The organism is Bacillus sp. GW823-FHT06A11, from assembly GCF_058795355.1.
The window spans coordinates 1,543,663-1,559,046 of record NZ_JBXAHS010000001.1 but is presented as its reverse complement, the minus strand read 5'-3'; the positions used below and the strand labels follow the sequence as shown (position 1 = coordinate 1,559,046).

The following is a 15,384-nucleotide window of genomic DNA, read 5'->3' as shown; positions in this document are numbered from 1 at the left end:
AGTAAAATAAGTAAGCATAAGGAGGGGAAACAATGGGATTTTGGAGTATGCATCGAAATATAAAAATTAGAATTATAACATCGTTTTTAACACGTACTGTGTCCACGATGATTTTTCCATTTATGGCGATTTATTTTTCCGTAAAGTTAGGTAGCGCGATTGCTGGTGCGTTACTACTTATTAATGTCATAGCTTCATTAGTAATTGGTTTATACGGTGGATATGTTGGAGACCGGCTTGGGCGTAAAAAGGTTATGATTATCGGTCAAAGTATACAAGTCATTTCCATTGCTTGTATGGGAGTTGCGAATTCGGATTACGTTGACTCACCGTGGTTAACATTTATCTTTATGCTAGTGAATAGTTTAGGATCGGGACTTATGAATCCTGCGACAGAAGCGATGTTAATTGATGTGAGTACACCTGAAAATCGAAAAGTGATGTACAGCATTAATTACTGGGCTATTAACTTATCCATTGCGATTGGAGCGATATTTGGAGGATTACTATTTGAAAACTATAGACTACAATTGTTTATCGTATTAACGCTTGTTGCCATTATGACTTTATATGTGATGGCTGTGTATATGGAAGAAGTGTATGTAGCACGAAAAACGATGGAGAAGAAAAATGTATTAAAAGATATGGCAGATAGTTATAAAGTCGTGATGAAAGATAAAGCATTTTTAATTTTTTGTGCAGCGAGTATATGTACATTATCGTTAGAGTTTCAAATTAATAATTATTTAGGGGTACGTTTGCAGAAGGAATTTGAAACGGTGCACTTTTTATTCGGGAATGGTTTTACGTTTGATTTAACAGGTATTCGCATGCTGAGCTGGATTTCTGCAGAGAATACAATTTTAGTTGTGTTATGTTCAGCACTTCTTATTAAAATGCTGAAAAGCTTCAACGATTTGAAGATCTTATATGTAGGCTTATTTATTTACACGATTGGATTTACAATACTCGGAACGAGCAATGGCTTATGGATTTTATTAATTGCAGGGCTTTTCCAAACAGTAGGCGAGATGATGTATGTGCCAGTGCGTCAATCTATTATGGCAGATATGGTGCCAAATGAGGCAAGAGGTTCTTATATGGCGATTAACGGAATGGTCTTTCAAGTGGCAAAAATGAACGGGGCATTAGGTGTTATGCTAGGTTCATTTATTGCATCTTGGGGTATGAGTGCTCTGTACTTTATCGTTGGTATGAGCAGTATTTTATTATTTATGAAGGCGATAGGGAAAGAGAAGTATGAGGGGGAGGTTTCTCAGATTGGATAAAACGATATAAAAAGCGATGCTAGAAATCGCTTTTCATATGGCTTTTAAAACGGATCAACTTCAGCTAAATCAGGATTGCTATTTGGGTTTGTTAATAAGACTTTCAGCTCACCTACTTCAGAGAGCGCAACGAGGATATAACCACTAATAAGGACGACGAGTCCGATGACCCTTAATGTTTGCAGTGTAATATCACGGCTATTGTTTTCGGAGTTGTCTTGGGGCGTTGAAGGTGGATTGTTATTCATAAATAAGGCTCCCATCTTTTGTATTTATATATGTGCGAAATCATTATTTAACTTATGGATAGGAATTATATAGTCATTTTCACTATATGAGAACTGCCTATGAAAAGTGATAAGGAATTTTGGGGCGAGAAAAGGGGGGAATCCAAAAGATTATTAAAACTGAACTTTTGGATTCCCCCCCTTTTTTATTTATCCTGCTATTTGTGGTGGTCGGATTTCCTGCAAACGACCAGTTGGTGAGGGATAATTAATCAGTGGTGGATGAATAAAACCCCACTGATTAATTATTTTCATGTAAATAAAAGGAGGTTAGTTAACCGAAGTAGTTATCCTAATATACGCAACGATTCTTCAATAAACGCTGGGATGTCCTCTGGCTGTCTACTTGTTACTAGCTGATTTTGACATACGACAACCTCTTTGTCATGAAAGTTCCCGCCGGCATTTTTCAAATCGACTTCAATAGATTTATATCCAGTTACATCGCGTCCTTCAAGTGTTTGTGCAGTGATGAGTAGCTGAGGTCCGTGACAAATAGCGAAAACAGGTTTTTCCGCATCCATAAATGCTTTACTAAAGCGAACAAAACGTTCATCGGCACGAAGTATATCTGGAGAAAATCCACCCGGTATGAAGAGGGCATCAAAGTTCTCTGGAGAAACATCATCAATACTTTTATCAATCACGACTTCACTTTTTCCTTGCTTACCGTGTACCGTTTTACCTTTTTCTGCTTCAATAGTTGTTAATTCATATCCCTTTTGTTTAAAAGCTTCTGCTGGCTCTGTGTATTCTGTGTCCTCGAAATAATCCGTTATTAAAATAGCAATTTTTTTACTCATTCTAATCCGCTCCTTATATTATATTATCGGCTCCAGAATCTTCCTTGGGCAATGCCTTCTATAAATGATTCAATTGAAGTATTTGTTAAGTTGTAAACTCCTGCTCCATCCAGTTTAATCTTACTATGGTCCAAAGCATGAGGATTACTAAGGACATGAGCTATCGGTTTAAAATGTTTAAAAGTAGTTTCTGCAAATTCTAAAACAGGGGGTTGAATGACAGACTCACTACTAAACACTAATACTGCATCAAAAAGGGAGGAGTCTGTTGTTGTATAAGTATCAGTTACTTTAATGGAATCATTGAACTGATAAATTTTATTATCTATGATGCTATAGTTAATTCGGTGTTGTACAAAAGCTTGAATCCATTCGGACAGAAGTGAGACGCTTGGGTCACCATTTAATAGAATTGCAACATTTTTGGAATCAGATTTAAAAATAGTATTGGACATACTTAGTGCAGGTGATTTTGCATCTGAATTTACTTCGTGATTTACCTTAGGTAAAGGAGCTCCAATAATGTTAGCGACTTCTTGTGCTAATTGACGATCGACGTGGTTTAGAAGAGCAATTACATTTGCCTTCACCATGTCTGATTTACACTTCCCAACTTCAAAGCAAAAAGCTTCTTTTATGTGCTGCTTTTCAATAGGGCTCATACTATTGTAGAAAAGTTTAGCCTGAGAATAGAAGTTAAGAAAGCTTTTACTGCGACCTCTAATTTTATGCCCATCAATCTTTTCTTGATAATGTTCATATCCTCCTTGTTCGGCTTGGACGGTTGCAGGTTGATTGTTATTTAATCCATTAGGATGATAGCTTGTTTGACCGCGATGAATCTGCATTTGATGCATACCATCACGTTGATTATTATGAAAAGGACATACAGGCGGATTAATAGGAATTTGATGGAAATTAGGGCCCCCTAAACGAGATAATTGTGTATCTGTATAGGAGAATAATCTTCCTTGCAGAAGAGGGTCATTTGAAAAATCAATACCTGGTACGACATGACCAGGGTGAAAAGCTACCTGCTCTGTTTCAGCAAAGAAGTTATCAACATTTTTGTTCAGTGTCATTTTACCAACTAATTTTACGGGAACTTCTTCTTCTGGCCATAATTTCGTTGGATCTAAAATATCAAAATCAAATTTATGTTCATCTTCTTCTGGAATTAGCTGTAATCCAAGCTCCCATTCAGGATAATCCCCTTTTTCAATTGCTTCGTATAAATCTTGACGATGAAAATCAGGATTTTTCCCGGCAATCTTTTGAGCTTCATCCCATACTAATGAATGAACCCCGAGGGTAGGTTTCCAGTGAAACTTTACGAAATGGGCTTTTCCTTCTGCGTTAATGAGTCGAAATGTGTGAACTCCAAAACCTTCCATCATTCGTAAACTACGCGGAATAGCTCGGTCGCTCATTTGCCACATGACCATATGAGTGGACTCAGGATTATGCGCAACAAAGTCCCAAAAGGTATCATGAGCGCTAGCTCCTTGAGGAATATCATTATGTGGTTCTGGTTTAACTGCATGGACAAAATCAGGAAATTTAATAGCATCTTGGATAAAGAATACTGGCATATTATTACCCACTAAATCATAGTTTCCTTCATCTGTATAAAATTTTGTGGCGAATCCGCGTACATCTCTTACTGTGTCATTGGATCCTTTAGAACCTTGAACGGTTGAGAACCGTACAAATACAGGTGTTTTCTTTGAAGGATTAGTAAGAAAATCTGCTTTCGTATATGCTTCTAACGATTCATAAAGCTGAAAATAACCATGAGCACCAACTCCGCGTGCATGAACAATCCTTTCGGGAATTCGTTCGTGATCAAAATGGGTCATTTTCTCGCGAAAGTGGAAATCCTCCATTAAGGTTGGGCCTCTTAAGCCCATCTTTAAAGAAAATTCATCTTCAGCTATTTTTACCCCTTGATTTGTTGTTAAAGCATGTTTGCATTGATTGTCAGTAACGTGATGCTTCAATTGTTCCGTTTTTTTATTCACAATATAGGCCCCTCCTTTACTCTGTTAATTAATAGATACCCTTTTTATTAGTATGTAAACATGTATTATGATTTTTGTATGTAAAAATCATAATTAAACCCTAAAACATCAAGGGGAAGACAGGGAGTTTGTATAGCACTCTATGCTTAAGAAAAACAGGAGTAACATACCTAAAGTTTTTAATTAAGTATGAACGATAGGTTTAAAATTAAAAAATAAAAAAGCCAAGGAGATAATTTATTTGCTCCTTGGCTTTTAAGATATTTCTTTTCGTTAAAACGAAGAAACGCGTTGCTTTGTTTTTGGTACAATAATAAATTTGATCCAGAGTAACCCGACAATCATAATGATAAGGCTATGTAAAAATTGACCTGTAGCAATGAGTATAACAATTGAAAATACAATGAGTTGAATACTTAGCAATATAAAGATTAAGCGAAGAAATTGCTTCATTCTTTCTTCAGTACCAATCGGATATAATGCTACAATAATATTTCCTGAAAAATATTTCCACAGTGAACGGAGCTGCATAGAAATCATATATAGAACGATGTAAGCGATAGCGCCTTTTACGTATATATTTGGTATGAAATATAAGGCGAAAGCACCGATCAATCCTAAGCGAATATATATGCCGAAATAATCATTTCCACGTAAAAATGCTAGTGTATACAAGTAGAAGAAAGTTTCTCGTTTTTTATGTAATAAAGGTTCAATCCAATTTGTAAGCCATTTTCTTTTATTTACTTGTTTATTCAGTTGCGGAACATCTGTAAAAATGCTAGCAAATTGATAAAAACGAACGTTCATTTTTTCTTCTTGCTCGATTATGTAATCCCAAGGTATTCGTTTTGTAGGCTGTTTTTTCGTATATAGAAGTAGGAAAGCAAGTAGTAAAAGTAGTCCGCCTAATATGAGAACATTTGCGGAATAAAACAGCATGTAAATGATTAAGGCATTACAAGTAATACGGATGATCAGCCATATGTTTTTGTCGTGACTATCACGCCACATCCAATGTATGTACATGTTCCAAGCTTTCGTAATCATTAATACGATAAAGATTGTACACAAAAAAGGTACAGTTAATTGCAATGATTGCATAGCAAGTGGAACGAGAATAAGGAACGTAAATAACAATGGGAAAAGCTGAATGATGTAATTGTATAGAAGAGATTTTTTGAAATAAGATGTTAATTTCTCTTCTAGTGCTAGTAAATAGACAGCATCAGGTTTTTGAATAAATGTACGGATAGGGCATCTCGTTATAATGAATGTAAGTACAATCGTGATGAGTAGTAAAGATATTCCTTTAGAAGGAGATGTTTTTAGAAACTGAGCATAGTAGTATGCGCCAACGCATGAAATAAAGATAAAGCTATATAGTAAACCGTTAATCATACGTGCAAAGTATGTAATGATATTTTGAATATGTTGTTGGAAGCGACTGCTCCATAGCGATTCGATTGACATGTTTTTCACCTCTTTGTTCTATTATATATGTTTTACAAAAGAAAAAACGAGCAAATTGCGTTATGCAACTTGCCCGTTTTTCTTTTCGTTATTTTTTTTCTGATCACGATTCATTAATGGATAGAAAGCAAATCCGATTACGAATAAACCAATTCCGAGAAGGAACGTTTTTATATCGGATGCGCCGGTTTTAATAACCCACAGTGCGTAGCAAAGTGCGATAACTGCGACTATGCCATCTGTAATTCTTGCCCGCATTTCATTTTTATATGTTTCACCAGTTGCGACTAGTTTTAACTGGAAGATTGGTGAAACGAGATATGGAATGAGGTAGGCCAGTGTCGATACGGTAATAACGAATGTATAAGCTTCCGCAATGGTTCCTGATAATGTTGAGAATAGGAATACTTGCGACATAATGTTTGTTAATCGTAATGAGTAAATTGGACTTCCTTTTTTATTTGTTTTCGTGAAGAAGGAAGGGAAGAAACCTTCTTTTGCTGCTTGATAAGGTACTTCTGAGCTTAATAAAATCCAGCCTAAGATAGAACCGAACAGGGAAGTAAGAGCAAGTAATGCCATCAGTTTCCCGCCGCCATGACCCATTGCAGCGTTTAGTGCATCTGCTAATGGACGTTCAGAAGTTTGTAATTTATCAACGTGAAGTACACCCATTGTTAAAATTGTAATTCCTAAGTAAATCGCAACTGTAATAAGTAATCCCGCAACTGTTGCACGTTTTACCGTTTTTGGAGAAACAGCACGGTTTGATAAAAGAACGGCTGATTCAATTCCGATAAACGCCCAAAGCGTTGTAAGAGCAGCTAAATTTACTTGTGAAAGAAGACCATGTGATACACCTGATTTATCAATCATCGGCGTGTACCATTGTCCAAACTTAGAAGCTTCGAATGCAAATAACGTAACGACGATGAATAAAAGGAATCCAGTTACTTTCGTTGTTGTTGCTAAGAAGTTTAGTTTTCCAGCTCCGCTTACACCATTTGTTAATATAATATGAGTTCCCCAAAGTAAGATGGAACAAATCGTAAATGTAATTAGTTTTCCGACTTCTATGTTAAAAGAACCGATTGAAAATAGTAGTCGCGTATCTTTCATAATTGGGAAGAAGAGTGATAAATATCCCGCAAATGATGTAATGATGGCAACGTTACTTGCCCAGTTTGCAACCCAATATCCCCATACCATACTGAATCCAGCCATTTTTTTCTTTTTTGGTGTTGAGAATAAAGCATATGCATGACTTTGTGGTCCTGTCGTTAAATCAGGACGACGAATTGCTAAATTACCGAAAACAAGAGCTAGCATTAAAACACCAAACCCTGTTGTTAACCAAGCTAAAGTGACACCGAGTGGGCTTGCTGTTTGTGCCAACGTACTTGGCACCATGAAAATACCAGCGCCAACCATGTTACCGACAACGAAAGCTGTTAGTACCCAAAAGCCCCATTTTTTTTGTTGCATAGAAAATACCTCCAAAGTTAGTATAACCAAGTCAAGCGAGGAGATATGTATGTCTTCCTGAGTCAGGAAGAGAAGTCCCAAACAAAACAAAAAAAGCACGTAATCTGCCGCTACATGCTTTCTATCTTATAAGAAACCCACGACATACCTCTCGATAGCTCTCCACAAACGAAACGTTTGTGACAGTTCTGCACTTATTAAATGCAGACCCAGCAAGCGTGCATGGTGGACACGACTTACTTCGGCAACCATTCCTTTCTCATTCCTTCATCAATGCCACTACATCTCCTGAAATGATACTCTTAATGATTGCAACCTCTACCTCACCGAGATACGAATGAGGATTTAAATATTAAATTAACGTCTTTAAGAGTAACAAATGTATTTTTATACGTCAATGGATATAGTAATAATCAGATTATAGGGAAGAGTTTGTGATTAAAAAGGGGGTTAGGAGAAGATGTAACGATTATTAGTTCTGCAGAAGAAACAGCGATAGAGTTAAGTACCATTTTACAGCACAAAGGAATTTTGTCTGACAATCTGAATCCGAAGCATCGTTTTTTTACAACGGGATCTGTTTTATCATTTGAACATATTGCTGAGCGATGGCTAGGATATCACATTTCTGTAGAATGTGTGGATTTACCCGTAAAGAATGCTCGTATCTGTAATTAGACTGTATTAAAGTACTTTTTGTTCAATAAATTAGGTTAGTTGCATAAGAAGGAAAAAATGCATTTTTAATTGAAAGGATTAAGGTCATTTCAATTAAAGGGGAGATTGGATTATGGAATTATCAAGATCTCAATTATTTGCTTTAGAGTATATTTCAAAATATGCAGAGAACGAAAAACGTGAGGCTAAAGCAACGATTAATCATATACTTAAAATGTCTAATATTACAGATGAAATATTTGAAGAAGCTGTCGCTAATTTAAAATCTCATGCAAGGATTGCTTTACACTTTCATCCAGACAGACTTGATTCCAGTATAAAAAGTGTTGCTGAAGCACTGTTTGAGCAAGGAGTATATAAAAGTCAATTTGAAACATTACTATCTAATGGAAGTGTATCTGCTTACCCTGGTGGTGAACGTGACCTTTGGGAAAAGAGAATATTTGGAGGGGCATATCAATTAGAAGGCGTAACGAATGAGCAACGGCCAAAATACGGAGCGCTAAATTTAATGTTACATCCAGATGGGCCGGCTCCGCGTTTTGGTTCATGTTATTTTCTTTTATCTCCAAAAGTTTCTTCGCGCTCTACATATACGTATTTAGATTCGCATCAAGATCCGAAAGAAAAGGGGACTTATGAGGAGTTTGATATGATTTTAGCTGCTCTTTTGGAAGAGACATTTGTCAGAGATTTTGCAATTGGTGAAGGAAATTTGACTCCAACAATATTAATTAATCATTTACTGGCTAATCTGAAAAGGCCGTTTATAGATTTAGTAAGCAAAGAGCCAGCCCGTAATCTTAATCATTATATTGAAGCGCAGATTCATGGAGAGATTTCTCTTAAAGAAGACGTGGAGGTACTTGTTGCAGATCCTTCATTTAAGGGTACGGATATAGGAAGAGTTTTAGAAGAAATTTGCCTGAAGTATGCTATTGATTTGTATTGGCACATCGGTTTTGTACTTATGGTAGACGAAGTTCCGATGGATTTTAGAGGTTCAAAAATGCCATCTTTAGCAAGACGCATTGCAAGTAATCATTGTATCGATGCAAATATAATTGGCTCTGCTGTAGTGGATTTGAAACGCAATCCATTATCTTGGAGTGATCGTGGCACTTATGAAGAAGTGCTTCAGGAATTAAAATTATTATGGCATGTTTTAGTTCGATTTGGAAAACCAAATCGGAAGTAGAATGAAATACTCCGTTTTTCGGAAGTATTTATATAGAAAAGAAGCTGATTTAAAAATAAACCAGCTTCTTTTTATAAGATTAAACTAAGTTTAATACAGTTACTTTTTCACGTGTCATAGACTCAAGGCTCTTACGAATACCTTGTGCGCCCATACCTGAACCTTTTACACCGATGAATGGGAAGTGATCAGGGCCGCGCTCTGTACGTCCGTTAATTTGAACAGAACCAGTTTCGATTTTGTTAGCAATTGCAAATGCTTTGTTAATGTCTTTTGTGAAGACACTTGCTTGTAAGCCGAACTCTGATTTGTTAGCAATTTCAATTGCTTGCTCGTCTGAAGAAACACGGATGATTGGAAGGATTGGGCCAAATGGCTCTTCCCAAGCAACTTTCATTTCTTCTGTTACGTGGTCGATTAATGTTGGGTAAATTAAGTTACGCTCACGTTTGTTACCGATAACGATTGTAGCACCTTTTTCAACAGCATCGTCAACTAAGCCTTGAACGAAGTCAGCAGACTTGTCGTCGATTAATGGAACGATTGTGCTGTCTTGTTCTGGAGATCCAACTGATAGTTCAGCTACTTGCGCTTTTAATAAGCTAACAAGCTCGTCCGCTACGTTTTCGTGTACAAGTACACGTTTAATAGCTGTACAACGTTGACCAGAGTAAGAGAATGCACCGCTTACGATATGGTTTGCAGCATCTTGTAAGTCAGCATCTTCACGAACGATACCAGGATCTTTACCACCAAGTTCTAATACAAGTGGAATCATTGAAGCTTTTTTCGCTAAATGTTTACCTGTGTTTGTACCACCTGTGAACGATACCATATTGATACCTTCGTGTTCTACTAAGTAGTCACCAATTACAGAACCGCGTCCTGTAGCTACGTTTACAAGACCTTTTGGAAGGCCAGCTTTGTGAAGTGCTTCAACCATTTTAATACCACTAATTGCACCTTGAGTTGCTGGTTTGAAAATAACAGCGTTACCCATAATTAATGCTGGTGCAAGTTTTGCAGCAGATAAGTTTACTGGGTAGTTAAATGGTGCGATTGCTAATACAACACCAAGTGGTGCGCGTTGGATGATCGCAAGTTTCGATTTCGTTCCGCCAGGGAAGCTATCGCCCATCATGCTTTCTCCGTGCATATGTAAAGCTTCTTCGATCGTGTAACGAATGAAGTCAGCTGTACGAACAACTTCTTTCTTCGCATCTTTATAGCCTTTACCGACTTCTTTCATAATGATATCGGCAATTTCATCCTGCATATTTACGAGCTCATCAGCCCATTTATATAAGTATTTTGCGCGATCTTGTAGGGAAGCTTCAGCCCATGATTTTTGAGCTTCTTTTGCAGATGCAATTGCTTCATCTACTTCTCCGCGAGTAATTGCTTGTACTTGTCCAATTACTTCGTGTAAGTATGGAGATGGAATTTCGATTGTTTCTCCTGAAGAGCTTTCTCTCCATTCTCCGTCTAAATAAAATTTGTACGTATTGCTAGTTGTCATGATTAGTCCTCCTAAAATAGCAACTTGTAAGAGTGAGTATAAGGTGATTGTAGGGGGTTTGATAACATTTTTCAAATGAAATGTTTGTGAAAACGATTTCTTATTCTTTTTTTATTTTGTATGCCCTTTCTTACAGAACATTCTTTTATTTCAAACTGGTTTATTATGTCATGAACCATTTGCATTTTCGTGCATTTTACTTTATGTGTAAAAAAACAATTGACAGAATACTCAATAAAGTTGTAAGATTATAAATGGAAAATAAATGAAGGGGGTGTGCGTAATGATTGTAATCGTAAATGTAATGAGCTTAGCTCTGTTAAATGGCAGAAAACATTTATATCATTACGCAACCCGTGCGGATATATAGGGCATCTTTGTCTTATAAAAAGCGTACGTTGCGTATATCGTAACGTACGCTTTTTATGCATTCCTGTGCATATCGTCAAGCGGCGGTATGCTTTTTTTTGTTTATTTTCCATGTTACTATATAAAATTTTGGAAGGTGGAAAAATGTGATGAGATTGTATGGGTTACGAAATGTAAATGTGATGGGTTTGGATAGCGGATAAAGAAATGAGAGTTAAACGAGAACGAGAAGGGAGAGGTTACATTGTTATCAGTATTACTAAAGTTAAAGTGGTTTTTTAAAGAGCACTGGAAGAGATATAGTATCGCCATTGGAGCTCTTTTAATTGTAAATATAGTTGAAGTTATTCCCCCGAAAGTGTTAGGGGTTACGATAGATAACATAAAAACAGGAACGTTATCGAACGAAGCAATTATGCAATCTATTCTTATTTTAATAGGGGTTACGATTGTTGGATATGGTCTTACTTTCGTTTGGCAACATCAGTTGTTTGGGGGAGCATTCGTACTTGAGAAAACGATGCGGTCTAAATTTATGGGGCATTTACTTAAAATGACACCGACGTTTTATCAAAAAAATCGTACTGGTGATTTAATGGCGAGAGCGACAAATGATTTAAAAGCAATCGCTATGACAGCTGGTTTCGGTATATTAACGCTCGTGGATTCGAGTTTATATATGCTTACGATCGTTTTTATGATGGGATTTACAATTAGTTGGGAGCTTACACTTGCGGCACTTATACCGCTTCCGATTATGGCGTATGCGATGAATATATATGGAAAGAAATTGCATGAAAGATTTACAGTTGCGCAAGATGCATTCGGTGATATGAACGATAAAGTGCTTGAATCAATCGCTGGTGTGCGCGTTATTCGTGCATACGTACAAGAGAATGCAGATCAGGAAAGATTTCATCATTTAGGAGATGGCGTCTACGAAAAAAATATGAAGGTAGCAAGAATTGATGCATTATTCCAACCAACTGTGAAAATGCTTGTCGGTCTTAGTTATTTAATCGGCTTAGTGTACGGTGCATACCTTGTGTTCCAGTCAAAGGTGACGCTTGGTGAACTCGTTTCTTTTAACGTGTATTTAGGGATGATGATTTGGCCGATGTTTGCAATTGGTGAATTAATTAATGTTATGCAAAGAGGAAACGCTTCGCTTGACCGTGTGAATGAAACGTTAGCGTATGAGCCAGATGTAAAGAGTCCAAAACATCCAAAGCTTGTGCAAGAGCCGGATTATATTCAGTTTGATGATGTGTCTTTCTCATATCCTTCATCAACTGAAGAAAATTTAAAAAAGGTTTCTTTCACATTAAAGCAAGGAGAAACGCTAGGGGTTGTCGGAAAAACAGGAAGTGGGAAAACGACGCTTGTACGTCAGCTTCTTCGCCAATATCCGCTTGGAGATGGAGATATTGCAGTTTCTGATGTGACATTAGATAAAATGACGAATGAAAATGTACTCGGCTGGATTGGTTATGTACCGCAGGAGCATATTTTGTTCTCAAAAACAGCGCGAGAAAATATTTTATTCGGAAATAGGGAAGCGACTGAAGAAGAACTAGAGAAAGCAATTGAAATTGCTGCGTTTAAAAAGGATTTAGAGTTTTTACCAGAAGGGTTAGAAACGCTCGTTGGAGAGAAAGGTGTTTCTTTATCAGGAGGGCAAAAACAAAGGATCTCGATTGCACGAGCTGTTATTCAAAATCCAGAAATTTTAATTTTGGACGATTCTTTATCAGCTGTAGATGCTCGTACGGAAGCAGCGATCATTGAAAATATAAGAACGGAAAGAAGCGGAAAGACGACGATTATTACGACGCATCGTTTATCTGCAGTGCAACATGCGGATTGGATTCTCGTTATGGATGAAGGTGCAGTTATAGAAGAAGGTACGCATGCTCAGCTTATCCAGAGCGGAGGCTGGTATGCTGAACAGTTTGAAAGACAACAAGGTGAAAGTGAAAGTGAAAGTGAAAGTGCGGATAGTGGGGTGAAAATATGAGCGTTTCAAAACGATTGTTTCAATACGCTATGAAAGTGAAAGGGACGATTTTTGCTGCGATGTTAATGTTATTTATTTTCGTCATCGCAGAGCTTGCTGGTCCTTTCGTCGCTAAAACGATGATTGACGATCATATCGTCGGGATAGAGAAACCTTGGTATGAAACAGAACAGAGTGAAGATGCTGTTTCGTATAATGGGGCTTTTTATAAGCGAAGTGATCGCTTTGAACAAGGCGAGAAAAAAGGAAAAGAAGTACGCGTGATGCAAGTCGGTTTTCAATATTATTTTGTACCGAATAAAGTAAATGCGGAAGGATCACGTACTGTAAAAGGGGATATGATTACCGTTCAAAATGGTAAGGCGGTGCAAGTGTATAAAGCGAAAGCATTAACAAAGGAAGAAGTATTTGCATTTTATAAGCCAGAAATAAACCGTCTATTATTACTTGGTGGTGGCTATTTCGCTTTATTAGTAGTCGTATCATTATTTGCATACGGAAAGCAGTTCTTTTTGCAGAAGGCAGCGAACAAAATTATTCAAATTATGAGGGAAGATGTTTTTTCTCATATTCAAACGTTGCCGATTCGGTACTTTGATCATTTACCGGCGGGGAAAATTGTTTCGCGCGTGACGAATGATACAGAGGCCATTCGTGATTTATATGTAACGGTGCTGGCAACATTCGTTTCTAGTATCATCTATATTATTGGGATATTCGCTGCGCTATTTTTACTAGATGTGAAGCTCGCTTCATTATGTTTATTAATTATCCCAATTTTAATTGTTTGGGCGATTCTTTATAGAAAATATGCGTCTGTATATAATCATAAAATGCGCTCTCGTTTATCTGATATTAATGGAACGGTGAATGAATCCATTCAAGGGATGCCGATTATTCAAGCGTTCCGTCAAGAGCGTGAAACGAAAAAAGAGTTTGAAGAATTAAATGGCGATTATTTTAAGTATCAAAATAAAATTTTAAATTTAAATGCAGCAACTTCACACAATTTGGTATCCGTATTAAGAAATATCGCTTTCACAGGAGTGATTTGGTATTTTGGCGGTGCGTCATTAAGTGCTACAGGTATTATTTCACTTGGGGTACTGTATGCGTTCGTCGATTATTTAACACGATTATTCTCGCCAATTACGAATATGGTGAACCAGCTTGCCAATTTAGAGCAAGCGCGCGTTGCATCAGAACGTGTCTTTGAATTGTTAGAGGAAAAAGGGGAAGCGGTAGAAGAAGAACGTATGCCTCGTTTAAAAGGAAATGTAAAATTTGATAATGTATCATTTTCTTATAATGGAAAAGATGAGGTGTTAAAAAATATTTCTTTTGAAGCGAAACAAGGCGAGACAGTGGCACTTGTCGGTCATACTGGATCAGGAAAAAGTTCTATCATGAATGTACTCTTTCAATTTTATGAGTTTGAAAAAGGAAGGCTTACGATTGATGGTCACGATGTAAGAGAAATGCCGAAACAAGCAACTCGTGAGCATATGGGAATCGTATTGCAAGACCCGTTTTTATTTAGCGGGACGGTCGCTTCCAATGTAAGCTTAGAGAACGAAAAAATTTCAAAAGAGCGTATCATAAAAGCATTGCATGATGTTGGTGCTGAAAGATTTGCAAACAATATAAATGAAGAAATTACAGAAAAGGGAAGTACGCTTTCCACTGGAGAACGTCAGCTTATTTCGTTTGCTAGGGCGCTTGCTTTTGATCCAGCTATCTTAATACTAGATGAAGCAACGTCTAGTATTGATACAGAAACAGAGGCGATGATTCAACAAGCACTAGAAGTTGTGAAAAAAGGAAGAACGACATTTATTATTGCTCATCGTCTTTCAACGATTAAAAGCGCAGACCAAATTATTGTGCTCGATAGAGGAACCATTTTAGAAAAAGGCTCTCATGATGAACTCATGAAAAAGCGCGGGCGTTATTATGATATGTATAAAACGCAAATGGAAGGAAACCAGAGCGCTTAATGCGGGGAAGAACTTGCGATTGTTGCAAGTTCTTTTTTGTTGGCAAAATGTCGGCGATAAAGGTACATAATAAGAAGTATTATTTTACCTTTCCTACAATTGATGCTATATTAAAAAATGTTACTTATTTTTTGTATGTGGCGTTATTTTTCCCTTTTGTTTGATTATGAAGAAAAAGGATAAACTAAATAAGAACATTTTCATTGAAAAATTGTTCAAGATTGCATACAATCAATATAGTTTTTAAA

The 15,384-nt window shown here is 36.9% G+C and carries 10 protein-coding genes, 1 pseudogene and 1 riboswitch; of the genes and pseudogenes, 5 read left to right on the top strand and 6 right to left on the bottom strand.

The genetic code is table 11. The annotated features are described in order from the left end of the window. The first annotated feature begins 32 nt into the window (after window positions 1-32). Window positions 33-1,289, top strand: coding sequence for an MDR family MFS transporter (locus AC1Q8L_RS07830; protein WP_098311669.1), 1,257 nt, complete (start codon window positions 33-35; stop codon window positions 1,287-1,289). 44 nt (window positions 1,290-1,333) lie between these two features. Here AC1Q8L_RS07830 and AC1Q8L_RS07825 read toward each other — a convergent pair whose 3' ends face one another. From AC1Q8L_RS07825 to AC1Q8L_RS07805, 5 genes are all read right to left on the bottom strand, one after another. Then, complete coding sequence (locus AC1Q8L_RS07825) at window positions 1,334-1,537, bottom strand: hypothetical protein (protein ID WP_001063872.1); 204 nt, start codon at window positions 1,535-1,537, stop codon at window positions 1,334-1,336. Between the two features lie 326 nt (window positions 1,538-1,863). Then, window positions 1,864-2,379, bottom strand: coding sequence for a type 1 glutamine amidotransferase domain-containing protein (locus AC1Q8L_RS07820; protein ID WP_000037522.1), 516 nt, complete (start codon window positions 2,377-2,379; stop codon window positions 1,864-1,866). A gap of 23 nt (window positions 2,380-2,402) precedes the next feature. Next, window positions 2,403-4,400 (bottom strand): catalase, encoded by a 1,998-nt coding sequence (locus AC1Q8L_RS07815; RefSeq protein ID WP_098311670.1) that lies wholly within the window; start codon window positions 4,398-4,400, stop codon window positions 2,403-2,405. A 273-nt stretch (window positions 4,401-4,673) separates the two neighbouring features. Further along, a complete protein-coding gene (locus tag AC1Q8L_RS07810) occupies window positions 4,674-5,873 on the bottom strand; it encodes an ABC transporter permease (protein ID WP_000021390.1) in 1,200 nt (399 codons plus the stop codon). 60 nt (window positions 5,874-5,933) lie between these two features. After that, complete coding sequence (locus tag AC1Q8L_RS07805) at window positions 5,934-7,358, bottom strand: amino acid permease (protein WP_001186293.1); 1,425 nt, start codon at window positions 7,356-7,358, stop codon at window positions 5,934-5,936. A gap of 147 nt (window positions 7,359-7,505) precedes the next feature. Beyond that, window positions 7,506-7,687, bottom strand: a riboswitch (Lysine riboswitch). Between the two features lie 109 nt (window positions 7,688-7,796). Between AC1Q8L_RS07805 and AC1Q8L_RS07800 the strand changes: the two are divergent. After that, window positions 7,797-8,036 (top strand): annotated as a pseudogene (locus AC1Q8L_RS07800) (glutamate racemase); the annotation flags it as partial. A 112-nt stretch (window positions 8,037-8,148) separates the two neighbouring features. Next, the gene (locus AC1Q8L_RS07795) at window positions 8,149-9,234 is read left to right on the top strand and encodes a DUF3626 domain-containing protein (RefSeq protein WP_098311671.1); all 1,086 of its coding nucleotides are present in this window, start codon (window positions 8,149-8,151) and stop codon (window positions 9,232-9,234) included. Window positions 9,235-9,313: 79 nt separating this feature from the next. Here the strand turns inward: AC1Q8L_RS07795 and gapN are convergent, their stop codons facing one another. Then, on the bottom strand, window positions 9,314-10,753 hold the full coding sequence (gapN, locus tag AC1Q8L_RS07790) for an NADP-dependent glyceraldehyde-3-phosphate dehydrogenase (RefSeq protein ID WP_000213615.1): 1,440 nt from the start codon (window positions 10,751-10,753) through the stop codon (window positions 9,314-9,316). Window positions 10,754-11,366: 613 nt separating this feature from the next. Here gapN and AC1Q8L_RS07785 point away from each other — a divergent pair. Both AC1Q8L_RS07785 and AC1Q8L_RS07780 read left to right on the top strand, forming a co-directional pair. Then, a complete protein-coding gene (locus AC1Q8L_RS07785; protein WP_492339421.1) occupies window positions 11,367-13,139 on the top strand; it encodes an ABC transporter ATP-binding protein in 1,773 nt (590 codons plus the stop codon). Further along, on the top strand, window positions 13,136-15,136 hold the full coding sequence (locus AC1Q8L_RS07780) for an ABC transporter ATP-binding protein (RefSeq protein WP_065228362.1): 2,001 nt from the start codon (window positions 13,136-13,138) through the stop codon (window positions 15,134-15,136). The genes AC1Q8L_RS07785 and AC1Q8L_RS07780 overlap by 4 nt, the downstream gene beginning before the upstream one ends. Window positions 15,137-15,384: the final 248 nt, after the last annotated feature.